Genomic DNA, 21,468 nt, shown 5'->3' on the forward strand with positions numbered 1-21,468 from the left:
GATGGCAGTATTCATTTACGAAGGTCGAACGATGGCCGGAAAACGAAAAAAAGGCAAGATCACTGCCTTGTCAAAGCGCGAGGCGGCAGAACGTCTTCGGACAGATCAAATTGCCGTAACATTGCTTGAAAAGCAAGAATCAAAAGGGTTAAATACCGAGATTACGTTTTTAAGTGCTAAACCGAAAATCGAGCATCTTGTCATGTACGCGCGTCAGTTTGCAACGCTCGTTCGATCGGGTGTTTCGATTGTTAGAGCAACAGAAATTCTACGTAAACAAACAGAATCAAAACCACTCGAGCGAGCGCTTGTCGAGGTAGAAGATGACTTGCGTAGTGGGATTCAGTTTTCCCAGGCAATCGAAAAACATCCTCGTGTATTTGATACGTTTTTCGTTAGTATGGCGATGGCGGGAGAAGCGAGTGGTAATCTCGAAGAGGCGCTAGATAATATCGTGACGCAGCTGCAAAAACAATATGAGATCAAACGAAAAGTCATTTCGGCCTTAATCTATCCGGCGGTCGTATCGCTTGTCGCGATCGGCGTCGTTGTCTTCCTGATGATGAATGTCGTACCGACGTTCGCTTCGATCTTTGATCAGTTAGGCAGTGAGTTGCCACTGATCACGAAACTCGTCGTCGCTGTCTCCGACTTTTTTGTCGCCTATTGGTGGGTGCTTCTATTGATTGCATTTGGCTTAATCGGACTGTTGTATTTTAACCTCAAGAATGAGCGACAGCGTCTCTTTTTTGACCGTTTCTTGTTAATGATTCCAGTCTTCGGACCGCTGATTCAAAAATCACAAATCGCGCTGATGACACGTGGTCTATCTGTATTGCTCAATGCGTCAGTACCGATTTTAGCTTCACTTGATATTACTGAACGAATCGTTACGAATCGGATCATTCGTAAAGGGATTGCTGGTGCGAACGAAGCGATGTCGCGCGGTATTCCGATGCACGAACCATTAGAGCGAAACAAGTACTTCCCACCGCTCGTCACACAGATGATTGCGATTGGGGAAGAGTCAGGTCGTCTCGATTCGATGCTGACGGAAGTCGCGAACTTCTACGAAACCGAAGTGGAAACGACGACGGATCGTTTGAAATCGATCATCGAACCATTATTGATTGTTGTATTAGCCGCAATCGTTGGTGTTATTGTCATTGCCGTCGTTGTACCAATGTTTAAGATTTATTCCGATATTCAAGCAAGTTGACAATTGTAAAAACATTTACCTGTTGTTAAAAAAAGACATAAACTACAAAAAATGTGGTGCTACTATAATAGTATTCGTTTGGATAGTAAGTCTTACTAACCAAGAACAGTAAAAAAGCACTAGGGAGGCATAATGAAATGATCGAACGTTTAAAAGAAATTTGGTTAGATGCAAAACAAATGCGCGATGAGCGCGGACTGACATTGATCGAGTTACTCGTCGTCGTCGTTATCTTAGGTATCATCGCAGCAATCGCTGTCGTCGCAATTGGTGGATTGATTGATAACTCACGTAAGGATGCACAGGTATCAAATGCAAAACAGTTATTAAGTGCTGCAAAACTTTATACTTCTCAAAACACTCTAGAGAGCGGTGAAGTAGTTCAGTTAGGACTATTAAAAGGTGGAGCAACTATGACTGACTCAACTGACAAAGGTACAACAGCTGCACCAAGAACAGGGAATTTGGACAAATTTGTTGATTCACTTAAGGATCCTATGGATGGTGATGCTGATTATCAAGATGCTTATGTTCAAGTAACAGAAGCCTCGGGTAAATATACATATAAAGTATATTTAGTTGGTTCAAAAAGTTACTTTAACGGTGATGGTCCTGGTGGCTTAAAGCGTGCAGGAGTATCATCAAATACCGTGACACCATAACTTCCCCCCTCCTCGGGGGTTTTTTTCTGAACTTTTTTGAAAGGGAGGTCGTGTCATGACGATCGTCTTCACGGTATATTTTTTCTTGTTAGGTTTATTGATCACATCGTTTACAAATGTCGTCGGTTTGCGTGTTCCGGTCGGGGAGTCGATCGTTCATCCACGTTCCCATTGCCCGACCTGTGGACATGTGCTTGGACCACTCGAACTGACGCCAGTACTCGGATATGTAGTACTCGGTGGGAAGTGTCGTTCTTGTGGACAGGCGATTTCAATCAAGTATCCAGCGCTTGAACTACTCGGTGGTGTGCTTTACGCCTATGCGTTTTGGCAGTTCGGTTGGTCGATGGAACTTGCGTTGACACTCACTCTAACTAGTCTCTTGTTTATTCTTACGATGTCTGATCTTGCCTATATGCTCATACCGAATAAAATTTTACTGTTCTTTTTACCAATTGCTTTGATTGTGCGCTACCTTTCTCCACTTGAAAACTGGTATAATCCAATTATTGGAGGAATTGTCGGATTCGTTCTATTGTTCGTCATTTTTCTTGCATCACGACGCGGTATGGGAGCAGGAGATGTCAAGCTCTTCGGTTTACTTGGGATTTTCCTTGGACCCCTTCATGTCGTCATCGCGTTGTTTGTTTCAGCATTTGTTGGTTCAGTGATCGGGCTGACGCTACTCGGAACGGGACGCGTCAGACGAAAACAACCGATACCATTCGTTCCCTCCATTGCGATCGGGACATTACTTACATATTATTTTGCGGATGATTGGGTGTCGTGGTACCTCGATTTACTGCTTTAAGAAAGGAAGAACGTACATATGACGCAACGGCGTAAAGGTACATATGTTTATTTTAATTTTACGGACGTCGCTATTTTTGGTGCGGTTGTCAAAAAAGGGGTCTTGAAACGACGTGCTGTCGTATCTCTTCCAGCAGGTACGTTACAGGGTGGATGGCTTCAACCGGAAGCGTCGCTCGATCTGATTTTTGATAGTCTATTGACGAAGTTGAAAGTTCCTCGCGGATCGAAAGCCGTTCTTGCGCTGGATGGTTCACTCGTCCTTGCACGGAAACTCGATATTCCGGAGACGATTGCGACGAATCAGATCCGGGGTTATCTATTCATGGAGATTGGTCATAGCATTGTCCTTCCTTTTGAAGAACCGTACTTCGACTACACTGTCCTTGAAGACGGTGAAAAGCGTGAAATCATGCTGTATGCAGCACCGAATGAAGCACTGAAACAATATACGCAATTGTTTAAACAAAAGCACCTTCGATTAGTGGCAGCGGAACCGCAACCACTGTCTACCTACTTTGGTCTTGAAGCGCACTATCCGGCAGCAGATACCGATACGCTGCTGATTTGGAATGCGAACGCGACGAACCATCAATTGATTATCATCGAAGATCGTGTACCACGCCTGATTCGCTCAGTGGATACGTTTTCGGCAGATGCTTGGGATGTAGACGTGATCGAGGATCAATTGCATTATCGCTATCGATCAGATGATCAGACAGTCGAACTCGTCTTGGATGAAATGCTGTTAGAATTTTCGCGTGTGCTAGACTTTTACCGCTTCTCGCTCGCTCGAGAAAGCCGCGAAATCAAGACGGTTGTCCTTGCGGGAGACTTCCCGTTTCGAGATGAATTAGCGACACGATTCCGAACGAACTTTGATCTTCAGTTAGATGAAGTACCGGACATGATGACGATCGATAGTCAATCGGTTCCACGCATTTACTTACCGATCGTCGGTCTAGCCACTGCGCGACCAGATCGTATCAATCTTTTACCGGAAAGTGACGAGGCACCGAAATATCCGCTTGTCGCTTCGCTGATTTTATTATTATTTGGTGGATTGATTGGTGGTTATTTATATTGGCAAACGGATCAGTTCGCTAACCGAGTGGAATCCGTAGACGATCAGATTCAAATCGTCCGACAATTACAATCCGAATCCGATCAGTCGTCTAAACAAGAAGTCGTTCAATTGAAACAGACGGTCGAGTCGCTAGAAGAAGCACCTAAGCCAGCTGTTCCAACACTTGAGCGAATCACACGTTACTTACCGGAACGCGGATACATTCTTCAGTACGCATATGGAGCGGATGATACCGTTGCTATGACGGCTCAGTTTGAGACACTCGATGAGCTGAATGATTTTTACCGAGAGTTGCTGACCGATAAAGTGTTCTCCGGTACGACACTGGCAAGCGTTACGACAAAAACGATGAATGAAAAAACAGATGTCGTGACAACGACAACGGTTGATCCGGCGACCGGTCAAGAGATTCCAACGACGGAAATTACTCCGAATGATGACACGAAGACAGAAGAACCGCGATATATCGGTCAGTTTTCTATGGAAGTCAATCCTGAGGAGGTTGTTAAGGGAGAGACCAATGAGGCAGACCCGGCAGTACCGAAAGAAGATAAGCCATCTGAGCCAGAAATTGAAGGGGACGGTCAAACACCGGATGATCCTTCAGGAGAAGTCATCTCGACAGAAGTTGAGGAGGTGCCTGAAAATTGAAGCGATATAGCAGTTACCTCCTTCTCTTTTTATCAATTCTCATCGTTTTAGGTGGCATTGGGTATTTTGGATATACGACGTATATGACACATCAAACCTTGCAACAAAAAGAGGCGACACTCAAACGAGAGCAAATGGCGTTAGAGCAAGCAAAAGCAAATGAGCAAAAAGTGGACGTGGCAGAATCGAGTTTCCTACAACAAAAAGTTCCGGTGACGGCATCGAATGATGATGTTATCGATGCGATCAACGCAGCAAGTCAGATTGCTGGAGTAAAAGTACAGTCGATTACTTTCGGTCAGTCGACAGAGACTACACCACAATCTCCCGTAACGTCCACACCGGCTGTTGACGGAGCGATGGCGACCGAATCGGATCAAGCGACAACGCCTACAGCGACTACTCCCGCAGCAAATGCGACACCGTTACCAGCTTCTTTGACGATTGAAGCACCGTCATATCTTGAATTGATGGCCTTCTTGAAACAAATTGAGCGAACAGATCGCATTACGATTCTTCGCCAGATTCAGTTGACTGGTCCAGAAGAACAAGGACCTGGCGGTGGCGCAATTCAATTGGAAAACGAAATGCTATCTTTCACAGTCGAAATTGAATCGTATTACCGTCCGGATTTAACGAAGTTGACGCCTGATAAACAGACGCCGCTTAAAGAAAAAACACCAAAGTCAGATCCATTTGTCGATGTGACAGGAAATTAAGATGAGTTTGGCGGTTCCTACTCTGTTAGGGACCGCTTGTTTTTTGTTAGACTATACGATGACTCGAATTATCCGATTCGAAATTAACGGGAAAGAACGTGATACTAATGGTAACGCAACCACACTTGATCCTTGCCTCGGCTTCACCACGCCGGACGGAACTTCTAAAGCAAATTGGAATCCCTCACGAAGTCGTACCTGCGAATGTCGTCGAAGAGGCACCATTTCCGATGTCACCGCATGAGTACGTCCGTTATCTATCGCAAAAGAAAGCGCGAGCGATTACGATAGACGGCGTCATTTTGGCTGCGGATACGGTCGTCGCGATTGATGACATGATTCTTGAGAAGCCAGCAAATAGTTCTGAGGCACGGGCGATGCTTGCGCGTCTGTCAGGACGCGCTCATGAGGTCGTGACAGGCGTGACGATTCGCTTTGGTGAAAAGGAGGAGACGTTCGACGTGACGACACACGTTCGTTTTGGTGCATTGTTAAACGAGTGGATCGAAGGGTATATCGCGACGAACGAGCCTTACGATAAAGCGGGTGGCTATGGTATCCAAGCGATGGGAGGGCTATTCGTCGAGGCGATTGAGGGCGATTATTATAATGTCGTTGGATTGCCCATACACGAGATCACGAAACGTCTCGCGTCGTTTAAAATCAAGCCGATGTTTGCGTAATTCTGAAACAGAGAGGTCGGATGCTGTGATTGAATGGCCGAAGGATATGGTTCAGTTGAAAGGCTTGGCACAAGCGACGACAGTCGAACTGCTCGCGTGTCTTGTCCGAAGTGGGACACGGGACCGGACCCCGCTTGAAATCGCGGAAGAATTACTGCATATCTATCCTTCGCTGATCGAACTCGAAGCGGCTGGAGTCGGAGGACTCGAAAAAGCACCAGGGGTCGGAAAGGCGAAGGCATTGCAAATCATGGCGGGACTGGAACTGGGTCGTCGTCTCGTCACGGAACCGAAGTGGGTGCGACCAACGATTCGTTCACCGGAAGACGCAGCGGAGCTGTTGTTAGAAGAGATGCGTCTTTATCAACAAGAACACTTCATCTGTCTGTATTTGAATACGAAAAATGAGGTCGTTTCGAAAAAGACGTTATTCATTGGAGGATTGAACACGTCGATCGTCCACCCGCGTGACGTCTTCCGGGAAGCGATTCGTTGTTCGGCTGCGAATTTCATCGCTGTGCATAATCATCCGTCGGGTGATCCGACACCGAGTCGAGAGGATATCGAGGTATCAGAGCGGCTCGTTGAGGCAGGACGGCTCATTGGAATCAGTTGTCTTGACCACATCATCATCGGGCACGGACAATTTATTAGTATGAAACAGCGCGGATTTATGTAAGAATAACGTCTGAAGGGAAAGTTTCGTTTCTTTCCATCAGACGTTTTTTTGTGTGTTTTCTAAGGCGAACTGTAAACAAGCTGTAACGTTTTAACGCTTTCCAATGAAGGCTTTTCCGTTATAATTAGTGAAGTGTATTCTCAGAGAGGGGTTTTTTGAATAATGTTTGGATCATTCAGCCGTGAAATCGGCATTGACTTAGGTACGGCTAACACGCTCGTGTATGTAAAGGGGCAAGGAATCGTCGTCCGCGAACCGTCCGTCGTCGCTTTCCGTACGGATACAGGAAAAATTGAAGCGGTCGGTAACGCAGCGAAAAACATGATCGGTCGTACGCCGGGTAACGTGACAGCACGACGCCCGATGAAAGACGGGGTTATCGCGGATTATGAAACAACCGCTACGATGATCAAATACTTCATGGATCAAGCTTCGAAGAAAAAAGGTTTGTTCTCTTCAAAAACAAACGTCATGATCTGTGTACCAAGTGGGATTACATCGGTCGAAAAACGTGCGGTTGAAGATGCAGCGAAACTTGCTGGAGCGCGTGAAGCGTACACGATTGAAGAACCATTTGCAGCAGCAATCGGTGCAGGTCTTCCGGTTTCAGAACCAACAGGCTCGATGGTCGTTGATATCGGTGGTGGTACGACGGAAGTTGCTGTTATCTCACTCGGTGGTATCGTCACGAGTCAATCGATTCGTGTCGGTGGAGACGAGATGGATGAATCCATCATTCGTTACATCAAGTCGAAGTACAACCTGATGATCGGGGAGCGGACAGCTGAGACGTTGAAAATGACAATCGGTTACGCACGCATCGATGAAGAATCAGAAAATGAAACGATGGAGATCCGTGGACGCGATCTCGTGACAGGTCTTCCAAAACAGATTGAAGTCACAAGTGCCGAAATTTGTGATGCACTTTCAGATACGGTCGATGCGATTCTTGCGGGTGTCAAGCACACGCTTGAGCAGACACCTCCTGAATTATCAGCAGACGTCATGGACCGCGGTATCGTTCTGACTGGCGGTGGGGCTCTCTTAAAGAACCTCGATGCTGTCATCGAAGACGAAACACGTATTTTGACACTCGTTGCAGAAAATGCACTCGATTGTGTCGCAATCGGTACAGGAAAATCACTCGAGATGATGAATGTCCTTCGTTCGAAATCAGGCATCTCGCAAAAAAGATAAGGATGGGATGAGCGATGAAGCGATTTTTAAACAATCGAAAACTGCTCATCACACTCCTTAGTTTTCTCCTTTTGGTGATTTTGATCGGCATTTCGCTGCAAGGGCGTAACCAATCCCACTGGTATCAAAGCTTCGTGCGTGATACCGCGGGCGTCGGTCAACGCCTTTTCGCGACACCGATTGGCTGGATTGATGATACGGTCACTTCGATTAGAGAAGTGCGTGACGTTTACAAAGAGAACGAACACTTGAAATCACGATTGAATGACTATGCTGGTAATGCGGTCAAAGTCCGTGATCTTGAGCGTGAGAATAAAGAATTGAAGGATATGCTCGACCTGAACGGATCGATCCGCGACTACAAGTTGTTACCGGCAGAGATGATTGGTCGGACGGCATCTGAATGGCAACGGTTCGTGACGATCAACATCGGTGAACAAAAGGGTGTCAAGGCGAACATGGCCGTTGTAACAGCAGACGGACTAATTGGTCGCGTCATCCAAGCGAGCGCCTATACGTCTCTCGTACAGTTGATGTCGGATACGAGTCGGACGAATAACGTCTCGGCAACGGCTGACGATACGAAGGGAAAAGGTGTTTTCGGTACGATCGAGGGGTTTGATGAAGAAACGAAATTACTCAAGTTCACGAAAATTCCGAACGACGCGAAGCTGAAAAAAGGGCAGACCGTCACGACGTCAGGTCTTGGTGGAAAGTATCCGAGTGGGATCGTCATCGGAAAAATCACGGAAGTGAAATCCGATCAGTATGGGGCTTCAAAAATCGCATACGTCAAACCGGCAGCAGACTTCGAACAGTTCGGTCATGTCTTCGTGATTGAACGCGAAGCGAAGGAACCTTTCGCTGAGACCGATAAGGGAGGGGACACTCGTGAATAACGTTAAGTTGTTTTTCGCCGTGTTCCTTCTTTTCATCTTGGAAGGAACGTTGTTCGCAGGACCTCTCGGAGATGGATCGCCGTATGTCATTCATGCGACATTGATCGGTTTGATGTTCCTTGGTCGATATGGAAAACTCGAACAGGCACTCGGATTCGGACTCGTCTTCGGATTGTTGTATGATTTCGTCTATTCGGATATCATCGGCATTTACTTATTTGCGTTATCCGCCATTCCGCTTTTTAGTAGCTTCGTGCTAAAATATGTAAAGGAGAACGTATTAACGATTCTTGTCACGTTCACGTTCAGTGCCATTTTGTATGAACTCGATATATATTTCTTCACGGCTTCGGTCGTTGGTGTCGGGGTATCCTTCCAGGAACTCGCGACACAGATCATTCCAAGGAGTCTGGTTGCGCAGTTGATCGGGATCATCATCCTGTATTATCCGATGACCCGACTCGTGCAGTCGACCCTTGACGAGAAAAGAGGATGAGTCATGATTGAGCGTAAACGTTATGTAACGATGAAAGGTCATCGTGGTGGCCTCGCCGTCTATGTGAATGAAAGGTGCAGTGTGGATGAATTTCTTGACGATTTAGAGTTGACGCTTGCGGACAAATCCGTCGAGAACGGACGCGCCGTACCGATCACCTTCTTCTTCGGTCGACGTTATGTCGATGAAGGGGTGTTGACGGCCGTCGAATCTATCGTCGCGCGACATGATTCCTTCTCTTTCAAAGGTTATGACAGTGAGTGCATCACGAAGGACGAGGCAAAAGCCTTGTACGGAGAGCGAACGTTCCACTATTTCGGTGGCACGGCACGCAGTGGGCACGTATTAGACGTCGAAGGCTCGATCGTCATCATCGGAGATATCAATCCGGGGGCGGTCGTTCATGCGACAGGAAGTATCTATTGTCTCGGTGCGTTACGGGGGACCGTTCATGCGGGGAAAGGTGGCAATACGGAAGCCGTCATCGCGGCGAGCGTGTTGCAACCGAAGTGGATTGCGGTCGCTGGCACCGTCCATGAGGAACCGGAGGACGCACCAATTCCTGCTCTCGATATGGGTTGTGCATTTTTAGGTGAAGACGGGGTCGAATTCTCCCGCCTTCAAACCGTTCCGCTCGCGCGGATGGATCAGTTTGCGATTGATAGTGAAAGAGGGTGACGGATATGGAACAAGTGAAAGAACAGGTACATATGGAGGCGAAGACGAACATGGGACGCGCCATCGTCGTCACATCCGGTAAAGGTGGCGTCGGAAAGACAACGACGACTGCAAACATCGGAACAGCACTTGCATTGATGGGACATTCCGTTTGTCTCGTTGATACGGATATCGGGTTACGTAATCTGGATATCGTGCTTGGTCTCGATAACCGGAGTATCTATAACATCGTTGACGTCGTGACAGGGCAATGTAAATTGCACCAAGCACTCGTCCGCGATAAACGTTTTGAAGAGATGTATCTGTTGCCTGCTGCTCAATCAAAGGATAAGTCCTCCGTCACACCCGAACAGGTGAAGGCAATCATCGATACACTGAAACTCGAATATGACTTCGTCTTGATTGATTGCCCTGCAGGAATCGAACAAGGCTTCATGAATGCGATCGCTGGGGCCGATGAAGCCGTCGTCGTGACGACACCGGAAAAAGCAGCCGTTCAAGATGCGGACCGGATCATCGGAATGCTCGAGCGTTCAGAACGTAACATCGTTCCGAAACTCGTCATCAACCGGGTGCGTTCACACATGATGGCATCTGGTGATATGCTCGACATCGATGAAATCATGCGTATCCTTTCGATTGATCTGCTTGGTTTGATCATCGATGATGAAGAAGTCATCGCCGCTTCCCACCGTGGTGTGCCTGTGACGATGAATCCGGATAACCGGGCTGGACTCGGCTACCGGAACATTGCCCGCCGGATTCTCGGAGAATCTGTACCACTGCTTGATTTAAATGAACAACCGCAAAAAGGGTTCTTCGTCAAATTGAAGAAGATGCTTGGGATGAAATAAGAATGGGAAATTAGACTAGGACGACATCGTCGCGCCTAGTCTAATTTTTTTGGAGGGATCAGTATGCGATGGATTAGTGAACAGACCGCTTCGCTTGAACGATTGGCATTGGTCGAAGGCGGTCGATTGATTGAATACCATGAGCGGATGCGTGACGAGATTCGGGTTGGCACTTTCGTCTATGCCAAGGTCGACCGGTTGCATCCGACGCTCGGAGCAGCCTTTTTGATTGCGACCGACGGTACACCGCTTTACTTACCGCTAAATGAGACGATTGAAGCGTTGCACCGTTATCCGGACGTACCGACGATCGGACAAGCCGTCCAGGTCGGACAGACGTTACTCGTCCAGGTCGTCAAAGAGGGCGTTGCACCGAAACAACACAAAGTGACGCAAAACATCACCTATGGTGGACGTTATCTCGTTTATTTCCCGTACGGTCGACGCATCCGTTTCAGTCGAAAGCTGGATCTCGTCGTCCAGCGTCAACTGGCGGAACAATTGACGACAACAGAAGAAGAAGGAATTCTCTACCGGACGGAGGCAGCAAAAGCATCAATCGACGAATTGAAGCAAGAGCTGCAGTCGTTACGGACACGACATAAAGAACTCATGCAGGCACCGCGTCTTGAACAAGACGAGGCACTGATCGTCCAAGAAGCGAAACGTCTTCCGCACGTCATGGAAGCACTCGTCATGACGCGTCAGGAAAAGGAACGACTCGAACTACTCGGTCTGTCCGTCGAACGGTCGCTACGAAAAGGGCGCTTACCCGAGATGGAAGCAATCGACGGGGCGATCGAGAAGGCGATGCAACGCGTCGTCTGGCTCGACGGAGGAGCGTATCTCTTGATTGAAGAAGTCGAGACGATGACTGTCATCGACGTCAACAGTGGGAAGACGATTTCCGTCAAGGAACAAAAGCGGACGTTTGACCAGATAAATGAAGCGGCTGCTGTCGAAGTCATGCGGCAATTACGATTGCGCAACATCAGTGGCATGATTGCGATCGATTTCTTACGTGGCTCAAGTAAAGGTCAGACACGGGTGACCCAACTCCTTAAAGAACGGGCAGCGCTCGAGACGAAGCAAATCGAAGTCTATGGGTTTACGAAGATGGGTTTATGCGAACTGACACGACAACGTCACGGGAAATCGCTACAGGAACGTTCACAGGAATCCGGGCAGTGGACGCGATTGAGTGTCTATCGCTTGATTGAACCGAAGTTACTTGAGATTGCTACCTATGCGGAAGCGGTCGTGATTCGTGCACCACGGCATCTGTTGCAGGACGAATTCGTTTCCCGTCAACCGCTCGAAGTCCATGTGCTCGAAGGCGATCCAGCGGTCCTGTTCACGGGGTCGTCACAAGACTGTCTCGATTTCATCAAACGATCGGAATAATCCTTCAGAACAGCATTGACAAGGTAGAAGAACGTTTGGTATTCTGAATAACGTTAGTTCGTTTGGAAGCACCCAAATGACTACAACCGCACAGACCGGGTTTTAAAGCATTCGCTGCCCGTGATGGCGAGTCTGAGTTCCTAAGAGGAGGTGCACGTAATGTACGCAATTATCAAAACTGGTGGTAAACAAGTCAAAGTCGAAGCTGGCCAAGAAATCTACGTTGAGAAATTAAACGCAGACGTCGACAGCACAGTCGAATTTGGTGAAGTATTGATCCTTGGTGGTGACGATGTTAAAGTCGGCGCTCCACTCGTAGAAGGTGCGAAGGTCGTAGCAACGGTCATCAAACACGCTCGCGCGAAAAAGATCACTGTCTTCAAAATGAAAGCGAAAAAGAACTACCGTCGTAAGCAAGGTCACCGTCAACCTTACACGAAGGTCCGCATCGAGAAAATCGAAGCGTAAGCCATGATACGTGTCAAGATTCGACGAGATGAAGCGGAACTCGTCCGCTCCATCGAAGTGACAGGACATGCCGAGTTTGCAGAACCAGGTCTCGACCTTGTCTGCGCCGGCGTCTCGTCGGTGATCTTCGGGGCATACAATGCCATAGAAGCATTACTCGGGCAGGTCCTGCTCCTTGAAATGGCAGAACAACAAGAGGGTGGCTACTTTTATGTAGAACCGTACGCTGACTTAGCACCGGATGTCAGTGAGCGCACCCAATTGTTACTGGAAGCGACTTTGGTCCAACTTGGTACCATCGCTGAAAGTTACGGTGAGTTTATCCAACTTGAACAAGTATAGGAGGTGGATTCCACATGTTGAAACTTAATCTTCAGTTCTTCGCATCGAAAAAAGGGGTAGGTTCGACAAAGAACGGTCGTGACTCGCAATCGAAACGCCTTGGGGCGAAACGTGCAGACGGTCAAACTGTTTCTGCTGGTTCAATCCTCTACCGTCAACGCGGTACGAAGATTCACCCAGGTATGAACGTCGGACGTGGTGGCGATGATACACTTTTCGCAACTGCAACTGGTGTCGTTCGTTTCGAACGTCTCGGACGCGACAAGAAACAAGTCAGCGTTTACCCAGCATAAGGATCGACGAAGCAGACTCTAGCCACTTTCGAGGGTTAGGGTCTGTTTTTTTTAGGAGGGAACGACCGATGGAGGAACAGCAGGTACTTGATCTTTTGAAGACTCTTCGTCACGAGTGGTTGAACCGGATACAACTCGTCCGTTCGTATGGCGCGATCGGAGACGAACAAGCAGTCGAGTCGATCTGTTCGGCGTACCGGGAGCAAGCATCTCGGGAAGGACGTCTAGCGCGAATCGGATTACCGAAAACCGCACTGGCGTTACTGCAAGCTGAATGGTCAGGCAAAACTGTGACGTATGATGTCATCGGAGCACCCCACATGGAAGATGAGCGGTTGAAGCAACTCGTCGAAGCAGCCATCGCCATGATTGATGTAGGAGTAGGTGAAGTATCCGTGACCTTCCACGAGGGCGTGACCATCGAGATCTATCGGGATCTACTAGATATGTCGCGCCTTGAGGATCTAGTGACGCCGATGGAAATCGAGTCGCAGACGGAAAATGAGTGTGTGATTGAGATTGAAAGTCTTCCGTTTGAGGAAGAGAAGTAAGAGGAGGGATCCGACATGTTTGTCGATCAGGTAAATATTTATGTAAAAGCAGGTGACGGAGGACGTGGGCAAGTAGCGTTCCGTCGCGAGAAATATGTTCCGGACGGCGGTCCTGCCGGCGGTGACGGTGGTCACGGGGCACACGTCGTCCTTGAAGTTGACGAAGGACTTCGGACATTGATGGACTTCCGTTACAAACGTCACTTTAAAGCGGTTCAAGGTGAAAACGGCATGTCAAAAGGGATGCACGGTCGTAAAGCCGAGCATCTAATCGTCAAGGTTCCACCGGGCACAGTCGTCTACGATGACGATACGAATGCGGTCATCGCTGACCTCGTCCATCACGGACAACAAGCAATCGTCGCAAAAGGCGGACGTGGCGGACGTGGGAATACACGTTTTGCGACACCAGCCAACCCAGCACCTGAGCACGCTGAAAACGGTGAGCCAGGAGAAGAGAAGTACTTGAAGCTTGAGCTGAAGATGTTAGCAGACGTGGGTCTCGTCGGTTTCCCGAGTGTCGGAAAATCAACGATGTTATCGGTCGTTTCAGCAGCACGCCCGAAAATCGGCGCGTATCACTTCACGACGATCACACCGAACATCGGTGTCGTCGAAACGGAAGATAGCCGCAGCTTCGTCATGGCTGACTTGCCAGGATTGATCGAAGGTGCAAGTGAAGGGGTCGGACTCGGTCACCAGTTCCTCCGTCACGTCGAGCGGACGAAAGTCATCGTCCACGTCATCGACATGAGCGGAATGGAAGGTCGCGATCCAATCGAAGACTACAACATCATCAATAAAGAACTCGCGGACTATAATCTGCGCTTAACAGAGCGTCCGCAAGTCGTCGTCGCGAATAAGATGGACATGCCGGATGCGGCAGAACATCTTGAAGCCTTCAAAGAAGCTTTCCCAGAGCTTGAAGTATTCGAGATTTCAGCGGCAACACGTCAAGGGCTACGCGATCTGTTATTCCGAATCGCTGACCTCGTCGATGCGACACCAGAATTCGGTCTTGAGGAACTCGAAGAGAAAACAGCGACACCACGTGTCGTCTACGGTTATGAAGCACCAGAAGCTGGCTTTACGATTTCGAAAGATGAAGACGATTGCTTCGTCATCAAAGGACCACGCATCGAAAAACTCTTCACGATGACGAACTTCATGCGTGAAGAATCGATTAAACGTTTCGCTCGGACACTGCGTCAAATGGGTGTCGACGAAGAGTTGCGTCGTCTTGGTGCGATCGACGGCGATGTCGTTCGTATCCGTGATTTCGAGTTCGAATTCGTCGAGTCATCATTCTAAGCGGTTCATTCCATTAGGAAACGGAGTGTGAAAGCATCGTGGACCCATTGCCCATGATTTCAGTCGTTTGGTTAATTCCGATTCTCATGTTATCTGCGTTCTTTTCCTCAGCTGAGACGGCACTCGCGAGTGTCAATCGGTTGCGGTTGTTGCACCAATCGGAAGCAGGGGACGCGCGTGCGTCCCGTGTGTTTCGCTTACTTCAACGCTACGAAGAGACACTGACGTCGATTTTGATTGGGAATACGATCGTCAACGTCGCCTTTATCTTATTTGGTGGCTGGTGGATCATCCAGTTCGTCGAGACGATCGCAACACAAACCGTTGCCTTTCTTGCGCTGTTTTTTCTGTTGCTGTTGTTCGGAGAATTGATACCGAAGTCGTATGCTCGTGAACATACGGAACGTTACGTGTTATTGATCGGACGTCCACTGCGTTTCTTCTTACTGTGCTTTCGACCGCTCGTTTTCCTGTTACTCCGCTTACGCCAATTGGCGCTACGATTGATTGGGGCTGATCCGAAAGGACCGCTCGTGACCGAACAGGAACTCAAGGCACTCGTCGATATTAGTCAGGAAGAAGGGATCATGGGGCTTGCAGAGGCTGAACTCGTTCATCAAGCAGTTGATTTTCAACATGCGACGGTCGAAGATGCGCTGACGCCACGGATGGATATTCAAGCGATCGATATTGATGCGCGGCTCGAAGACATCATTGCAGAAGTCCAAAAGGGTGGCTATTCTCGTCTACCGGTCTATAAAGATTCGATTGATCACGTCATTGGTGTATTATCGGAGCGGGACTTTCTGCGTGCATACGTGAAGAACGGCTCCGTTGATATCCGAGAATGGATTCGACCGGTATCGTTCGTCGTACCACAGACGCGATTGATGGATTTATTACCGGAACTCAAAGTCAAGCAGTCCCACATGGCAGTTGTCCTTGATGAATTCGGAGGGACGGCAGGTCTGATCACCCTTGAGGATATTTTAGAAGAAATCGTCGGGGAGATTTGGGATGAACACGATGAATCGTTGGAATATACGAAACGGATTGGTCCAGAGCAATACGAATGTCTAGCGGAGTATGACATTGAAGACTTCTGTCAGCAATTTCAATTGACGATGCCGGACACCGATGCCCAGTCACTTGGGGGATGGATCATGGAGGAGAGCGGTCAATTGCCAGACGTCGGAACGGCGATGCGTTATGAACGTGTCACGTTGACCGTCTTGCATATCGAAAACCGACGCGTCCGCAAAGTCTTAGCAACGTTCGATCCTCCTGCTACGATGCCGGAGACACGACTTGAACCGATTGAACGATAAAAAAACCGCTTATTCCTTAGGAATAGGCGGTTTTTTGATGTTCAGACATCGAGTTCCGAAACGAGAATTCCGAGACGATCGAGTTTAGCGATAGCGGCTTCCAGTGCGTCTTCATGATCAGCCTCAAGCGTATGAATATGGACTCCGTCCGTCAGGCTCGAGAGTGGAGTGGCTTGCGTCTCATGTAACTTCTCTAGCAATACCCGGACATCCCGGCGGCTTTTTAGCATCAATTCTCCAGTGATGAAGCCGTAGACGGGATGTTCGATGATGACATCGCGGATGACGACCCCTTCGTCAACAATGGCGTCACACTCATCCTTTAATTGATCGATGCCGTGACGACAAACGATCTTGCGACGTAATTTCGATCCGTCGATTTCAGGATCATTGATTAAATAACCTCGAGCTGTCGCGATGACAGGATATCCTTTTGCCTTTAACAAAGATAAATCCTGCACGATCACTTGACGACTGACGCCTGCTTGTTTCGCCAGTGCCGTTCCCGTGACAGGTTGCTCACTTTCCTCAATCATACGAAGTAATGATTTCCGGCGTTCTTCTCCGGAGATGCGTTTCCCCATCATGTCTCCTACCTTTCTTCAGTGTCATGAGATCGTGTTCAACACATCAATGCACTGTTCGATTTCTTCGTTCGTCGTCTGTCTTCCAAAACTGAGTCGTATCAACCCGTGAGCCGCTGATTCGTCAAAGCCGATGGCACGTAATGTCGCATTCGGACCGTTTTCTCCAGCACGACAAGCACTACCAGCGGAAACCGCGATTCCAGCACGATTCAAGGCGAGCAATGCGTATTGACCATCCCGTTGCTTCGTATGGATGGCGCAGATAGAAGCGAGTTGCGTCGGCGACTCGATGATCGTGTAACGAGACGAAGACAATGTTTTTTTTAGCATACCACGAAATCGACGGCTTGAAGCTTGGATTCCTGGATTTTCGAAGCGAGACGCCTCACAGGCAGCGATGAAGGCGGCAATTCCTGGAACGTCCACTGTGCCTGGGCGGATTCCGAATTCGTGATGTCCCTCGTAATAAGGGCTGAAGAGCGGACGCCGCAAGTACAAAGCGCCCAATCCTTTTGGTCCATACACTTTATGACTACTCATCGTGTAGGCATCAAAAGCGTCGATGTTGATTGCATCTTTTAAAAATCCTTGGACACCATCGCAATGAAACAGAATCTCGCGCGATTGACAGTATGCTGCAATCCGTTCGACCGGAAAGCGAAAACCCGTATCCGAATTGACATGTTGAATCGAGACAACACCGATTTCATCCGTACAAGCTGCAACGAATTGTTCCCAATCGAACGTTCCGTCCGGTAATAAAGAAAGGTGTCGTGTTTCTTGTGCCCAGCGCGCAAGCGGAAGCAAGACCGAGTCGTGTTCACATCGAAGTGTCAAGACAACTGATTTGTTACTCTGTCGCATCAGATGGGTCAAAGCGATGTAGTTTGCTTCAGATCCACTCCCTGTAAAGATGACGGTTCCTTCTTGTTGAGCCAATTGTTGCATCAGATACTGACGGGCTCGTTCGAGTAAACGTTCAGCGTTGCCACCGATGTCATGAAGAGAAGAACTGTTGCCGTAGAACGACTGAGCGGCTTGTTGATAATGATCGAGTGCTTGTGGATGCAGCGGAGTCGTCGCTGCGTAATCGAGATAGATCATGAAAAAATCCTGTCCTTTCGTCTTGTCACTCAGCTAAAAGTATGCCAAACTTATTGTCAAGTCAATAGTAAACATTTAGATATAGAGGTGTAAAACATATGTCTTTACATAAAAGACTTGAGACGGATGTGTTGATCATTGGAACTGGGCTCGCCGCAATATCGGTCGCTCTGCATCTTCCACCCGGAACGGAAGCGTTGCTTGTCACAAAAGGTACGCGGTTTGAGACAAATTCCGTTCGAGCACAAGGTGGGATTGCTTCCGCTTATGCAGAAGTCAATCATCGTGGTCACTTTGAAGATACGTGCCAAGCAGCAAAAGGGCGTTTCAATCCGTCCGTCGTCGATTACGTCACTCGATCGGGAACCGAGGCGATGGAATTCTTGTTACGACAAGGCGTTCCATTCGATCAATCCGAGGGAGAGTTTTTGCTCGGTCGTGAAGGAGCGCATCGTTTGTCGCGGATTTATCACTGTGGCGGGGACGAGACTGGTAAACGGATCATGGAGACGTTGATGCCGCGAGTACCATTTCCGATTCTTGAGCAGACGTGTATCACGGAGTTGATTCAAGTCAACGGGCAGGTAGTAGGTGCAGTCGGATATAGCGAGGGAGAGCCAATCGAGATTGTGGCGCGCGCGACGATTCTTGCGACCGGTGGAGTGGGTGGATTATTCGCGGCGTCGACGAATGATCCTTTGATTCAAGGAGACGGGATTGCGCTCGCCTTTGAAGCGGGGGCGACGATTCGTGATCTCGGTTATATCCAGCATCATCCGACGGTACTCGTTCATGCTGGTCGTTCGGAAGGTTTGATCACGGAAGCACTACGAGGTGCAGGAGCGACGCTTGTAACGAAAAATGGTGACCGGATCATGGCGGATCATCCGATGCAAGATTTAGCAGCGCGAGATGAAGTCGCAAAACGAATCCATGAGGTGCGAAAATGTGAACCGGTCTATCTCGATACGTCAAACGTCGTCGACCGGACGAAACGGTTTCCAACGTTTGTTGAAAAATGTGAAAGTCTGAACATAAATCCGGATCTCGTTGAAATTGCACCAGGCATCCATTTCTTGATGGGTGGGATCGAAACGAATCTGACGGGGCAGACGCATGTCGAAGGACTTTACGCGGTCGGTGAGACGGCATCGATTGGACTACACGGTCGAAATCGTCTGGCGTCGAACTCGCTCCTTGAATGTGTTGTTATGGGGAAAGCAGTAGCAGAACAGCTCGAGTTGTTACCGAAACTTTCAGTAAAACAAGTGAAACGACGCCCGGGAACACTTCGTTCCGTAACCGACCGTCTATCGCAGGTCATTGGTGTTGAAATGGATATTAAGCAAATAGAAGATAGTTTAGAAGAGTTAAAAAGCTGGACATTAGACGAATCCGGACAGGAAGCGGAAGAGAATCGATTACGTCATGTAACGGCATGTCTGTTGCTTGAAGGGGCGCGAAGTCGGTTGACAGGAGAGGATGAGAACGTTGAACAAGTGGCAGTTACGGCAACAACTGGAAGCATTTTTAATCGAGGACATCGGACAGTGGGATATCACGAGTGAAGGATGTCTGACGGGACAAGAACGCGGGACCGGTCGTTTTCTAGCAAAGGAAGACGGTGTCTTTTGCGGAGTCGACATCATTCGGGAGATGGCACATCTCTTACAAGTCGACGTGACGATTCATGTAGCGGAAGGGACGATCGTCACGCGAGGAACACTCCTTGCCGAGTGGTCGGGTTCGTTACAGGACATCTTAAGCGGAGAACGGGTCGCCTTGAACCTGGTGCAACGCTTATCCGGGATCGCGACAAAAACTCGTCAAGCAGTCGAGGTAGCGGCAGGACGGATTCGGATCACGGATACACGAAAGACGACCCCAGGGTTACGAATGCTCGAAAAACACGCTGTTCGCGTCGGGGGTGGCTATAGTCATCGCGGACGACTCGATGACGCCGTCATGATCAAGGATAACCACATCACGGTCGCGGGATCGATCACAGAGGCGGTGGCGCGAGCAAAACGTGTCGCAGGTCATACAACACCGATTGAAGTCGAAGTCGAAACGGAAGCGGAAGTGCTAGAGGCAGTAGCTGCAAAAGTTGATATCATCATGCTCGATAACCGGACACCAGCAGAGATCAAACAGCTTCGGCAATTGATTCCACCGCATATCACGGTCGAGTTATCCGGCGGAATCACGATAGACACGTTATCAGACTTCGCGGATAGCGGAGCAGACGTCATCTCACTCGGGGCACTCACCCATTCAGCAACAGCGCTTGATATCAGTATGAAAATCGAAGGAGGAAAAAAAGATGTCATTTGACTTATTACGTCATGAGGGGATTCCGGCGTCGTACTTACAGCAATCGGAAGCAGAATTAATTGCGATCATTGAAGGGGTCAAAGCACGGATGGGCAGTCGCTTGTTCTTACCTGCCCACCACTACCAAAAGGATGAAGTTGTCCAGTTCGCGGATGCGACGGGAGATTCGCTCCAGCTCGCGCAAGTCGCGAAGCAGATGACAGAAGCGGAATATACAGTCTTTTGTGGTGTCCACTTCATGGCAGAGACGGCAGACATGCTGACGGATGCGTCACATACAGTTGTTTTGCCTGACATGCGTGCTGGCTGTTCGATGGCAGATATGGCGAATGATACGCAAACGGAGCGCGCCTTTACAATCTTGACGGAACGATTCGGGGAGTCGATTTTACCGTTGACGTATGTCAATTCGACGGCAGCCATCAAAGCATTCGTCGGTCGTCACGGTGGGGCAACGGTGACGTCGTCAAATGCTGTCCAGATGGTTGAGTGGGCGCTTGCTGAACGCGACATCTTATTCTTCCTGCCCGATCAACACCTCGGTCGCAATACGGCGCACGCACTCGGAATTCCGTTAGAACAGATGGCGATTTGGGATCCGATCAAGGACGAACTCGTTTTTGATGGAGAAGACCAGGACGTCCGCGTCATCTTGTGGAAAGGACACTGCTCGGTCCATGAAAAATTCACGGTCGGTCAGATTGAACAGTTCCGCAAGACGGATCCGGAGCGAAAGATTCTCGTTCACCCGGAATGTTCGCACGAAGTCGTGACAGCGTCTGATCTCAATGGATCCACCGCGTACATCATTCAACAAATCGAACAGGCTGTTCCCGGAACGAAGTGGGCGATCGGAACAGAGATGAATCTCGTCAATCGACTCGCGACGACGCATCCGGAACTCGATATCGTGTCGCTCAATCCATTCATGTGTCCGTGTCTGACGATGAACCGGATCGACTTACCGCACTTGGCGTGGGCGCTCGAACAAGTCGAAGCCGGTGAGCCGGTCAACATCATTACGGTAGATGCAGAGACGACGCGGCATGCCGTGCTGGCGCTCGACCGGATGCTTGCGCGTTCGTAAAATAAAGGGGGAGAGCGTGGTCGTG

Annotated in this window: 24 protein-coding genes and 1 other annotated feature; of the genes, 22 read left to right on the forward strand and 2 right to left on the reverse strand. The window is 48.9% G+C overall.

Annotated features, from left to right (window positions below; translation table 11 throughout):
* Window position 1: 1 nt before the first annotated feature.
* From EXG77_RS04705 to EXG77_RS04795, 19 genes are all read left to right on the forward strand, one after another.
* A complete protein-coding gene (locus EXG77_RS04705; protein WP_035396632.1) occupies window positions 2–1,219 on the forward strand; it encodes a type II secretion system F family protein in 1,218 nt (405 codons plus the stop codon).
* Between the two features lie 137 nt (window positions 1,220–1,356).
* Window positions 1,357–1,881, forward strand: coding sequence for a type II secretion system protein (locus EXG77_RS04710; protein WP_052017095.1), 525 nt, complete (start codon window positions 1,357–1,359; stop codon window positions 1,879–1,881).
* A gap of 55 nt (window positions 1,882–1,936) precedes the next feature.
* Window positions 1,937–2,692 (forward strand): A24 family peptidase, encoded by a 756-nt coding sequence (locus EXG77_RS04715; RefSeq protein WP_035396633.1) that lies wholly within the window; start codon window positions 1,937–1,939, stop codon window positions 2,690–2,692.
* Window positions 2,693–2,710: 18 nt separating this feature from the next.
* On the forward strand, window positions 2,711–4,429 hold the full coding sequence (locus tag EXG77_RS04720; RefSeq protein WP_035396635.1) for a fimbrial assembly protein: 1,719 nt from the start codon (window positions 2,711–2,713) through the stop codon (window positions 4,427–4,429).
* Complete coding sequence (locus EXG77_RS04725; RefSeq protein ID WP_023468954.1) at window positions 4,426–5,148, forward strand: hypothetical protein; 723 nt, start codon at window positions 4,426–4,428, stop codon at window positions 5,146–5,148. The genes EXG77_RS04720 and EXG77_RS04725 overlap by 4 nt, the downstream gene beginning before the upstream one ends.
* Window positions 5,149–5,255: 107 nt before the next feature.
* On the forward strand, window positions 5,256–5,831 hold the full coding sequence (locus EXG77_RS04730; protein ID WP_035396637.1) for a nucleoside triphosphate pyrophosphatase: 576 nt from the start codon (window positions 5,256–5,258) through the stop codon (window positions 5,829–5,831).
* A 46-nt stretch (window positions 5,832–5,877) separates the two neighbouring features.
* Window positions 5,878–6,510 carry a DNA repair protein RadC gene (gene radC, locus EXG77_RS04735; RefSeq protein ID WP_050677672.1) on the forward strand — a complete coding sequence of 211 codons (633 nt, stop codon included), beginning with the start codon at window positions 5,878–5,880 and terminating at the stop codon, window positions 6,508–6,510.
* A 162-nt stretch (window positions 6,511–6,672) separates the two neighbouring features.
* Entirely contained in the window at window positions 6,673–7,707 is a 1,035-nt protein-coding gene (locus tag EXG77_RS04740; protein ID WP_023468951.1) for a rod shape-determining protein, read from the forward strand.
* 14 nt (window positions 7,708–7,721) lie between these two features.
* Window positions 7,722–8,606, forward strand: coding sequence for a rod shape-determining protein MreC (gene mreC / locus EXG77_RS04745; RefSeq protein WP_023468950.1), 885 nt, complete (start codon window positions 7,722–7,724; stop codon window positions 8,604–8,606).
* Window positions 8,599–9,102 (forward strand): rod shape-determining protein MreD, encoded by a 504-nt coding sequence (gene mreD, locus EXG77_RS04750; protein ID WP_023468949.1) that lies wholly within the window; start codon window positions 8,599–8,601, stop codon window positions 9,100–9,102. The genes mreC and mreD overlap by 8 nt, the downstream gene beginning before the upstream one ends.
* A gap of 3 nt (window positions 9,103–9,105) precedes the next feature.
* Window positions 9,106–9,780, forward strand: a complete 675-nt coding sequence (locus EXG77_RS04755) for a septum site-determining protein MinC (protein ID WP_023468948.1) — start codon at window positions 9,106–9,108, stop codon at window positions 9,778–9,780.
* A gap of 50 nt (window positions 9,781–9,830) precedes the next feature.
* Entirely contained in the window at window positions 9,831–10,634 is an 804-nt protein-coding gene (gene minD / locus EXG77_RS04760; RefSeq protein ID WP_029342255.1) for a septum site-determining protein MinD, read from the forward strand.
* A 63-nt stretch (window positions 10,635–10,697) separates the two neighbouring features.
* Window positions 10,698–12,038: a ribonuclease E/G gene (locus EXG77_RS04765; protein ID WP_035396639.1), complete on the forward strand. Its 1,341-nt coding sequence runs from the start codon at window positions 10,698–10,700 to the stop codon at window positions 12,036–12,038.
* Between the two features lie 74 nt (window positions 12,039–12,112).
* Window positions 12,113–12,182: a sequence feature (ribosomal protein L21 leader region), on the forward strand.
* Window positions 12,183–12,197: 15 nt separating this feature from the next.
* Complete coding sequence (rplU, locus tag EXG77_RS04770) at window positions 12,198–12,506, forward strand: 50S ribosomal protein L21 (protein ID WP_012370978.1); 309 nt, start codon at window positions 12,198–12,200, stop codon at window positions 12,504–12,506.
* A gap of 3 nt (window positions 12,507–12,509) precedes the next feature.
* Window positions 12,510–12,848: a ribosomal-processing cysteine protease Prp gene (locus EXG77_RS04775; RefSeq protein ID WP_023468945.1), complete on the forward strand. Its 339-nt coding sequence runs from the start codon at window positions 12,510–12,512 to the stop codon at window positions 12,846–12,848.
* Window positions 12,849–12,862: 14 nt separating this feature from the next.
* Window positions 12,863–13,141 carry a 50S ribosomal protein L27 gene (rpmA, locus tag EXG77_RS04780; protein ID WP_012370976.1) on the forward strand — a complete coding sequence of 93 codons (279 nt, stop codon included), beginning with the start codon at window positions 12,863–12,865 and terminating at the stop codon, window positions 13,139–13,141.
* A gap of 68 nt (window positions 13,142–13,209) precedes the next feature.
* Window positions 13,210–13,692, forward strand: a complete 483-nt coding sequence (locus EXG77_RS04785) for a Spo0B domain-containing protein (RefSeq protein ID WP_023468944.1) — start codon at window positions 13,210–13,212, stop codon at window positions 13,690–13,692.
* Window positions 13,693–13,707: 15 nt separating this feature from the next.
* Window positions 13,708–15,003, forward strand: coding sequence for a GTPase ObgE (gene obgE, locus EXG77_RS04790; protein ID WP_023468943.1), 1,296 nt, complete (start codon window positions 13,708–13,710; stop codon window positions 15,001–15,003).
* Between the two features lie 53 nt (window positions 15,004–15,056).
* The gene (locus tag EXG77_RS04795) at window positions 15,057–16,331 is read left to right on the forward strand and encodes a hemolysin family protein (protein WP_074668414.1); all 1,275 of its coding nucleotides are present in this window, start codon (window positions 15,057–15,059) and stop codon (window positions 16,329–16,331) included.
* 41 nt (window positions 16,332–16,372) lie between these two features.
* Here the strand turns inward: EXG77_RS04795 and EXG77_RS04800 are convergent, their stop codons facing one another.
* Together EXG77_RS04800 and EXG77_RS04805 are read right to left on the reverse strand one after the other, a co-directional pair.
* Window positions 16,373–16,915: a transcription repressor NadR gene (locus EXG77_RS04800; RefSeq protein WP_023468941.1), complete on the reverse strand. Its 543-nt coding sequence runs from the start codon at window positions 16,913–16,915 to the stop codon at window positions 16,373–16,375.
* A gap of 24 nt (window positions 16,916–16,939) precedes the next feature.
* Window positions 16,940–18,022, reverse strand: coding sequence for a cysteine desulfurase family protein (locus EXG77_RS04805; protein WP_023468940.1), 1,083 nt, complete (start codon window positions 18,020–18,022; stop codon window positions 16,940–16,942).
* Between the two features lie 98 nt (window positions 18,023–18,120).
* Between EXG77_RS04805 and EXG77_RS04810 the strand changes: the two genes are divergently transcribed.
* Genes EXG77_RS04810 through nadA form a run of 3 tightly spaced genes read left to right on the forward strand, consistent with a single transcriptional unit; the run spans window position 18,121 to window position 21,443 of the window.
* Entirely contained in the window at window positions 18,121–19,590 is a 1,470-nt protein-coding gene (locus tag EXG77_RS04810; RefSeq protein ID WP_052017097.1) for an L-aspartate oxidase, read from the forward strand.
* Window positions 19,514–20,356, forward strand: coding sequence for a carboxylating nicotinate-nucleotide diphosphorylase (gene nadC / locus EXG77_RS04815; RefSeq protein WP_023468938.1), 843 nt, complete (start codon window positions 19,514–19,516; stop codon window positions 20,354–20,356). Before EXG77_RS04810 ends, nadC begins: the two co-directional genes overlap by 77 nt.
* Window positions 20,346–21,443 (forward strand): quinolinate synthase NadA, encoded by a 1,098-nt coding sequence (gene nadA, locus EXG77_RS04820; protein ID WP_035396641.1) that lies wholly within the window; start codon window positions 20,346–20,348, stop codon window positions 21,441–21,443. The genes nadC and nadA overlap by 11 nt, the downstream gene beginning before the upstream one ends.
* Window positions 21,444–21,468: the final 25 nt, after the last annotated feature.

The organism is Exiguobacterium sp. OS-77 (assembly GCF_000414195.2).
Lineage (GTDB): Bacteria > Bacillota > Bacilli > Exiguobacteriales > Exiguobacteriaceae > Exiguobacterium_A > Exiguobacterium_A indicum.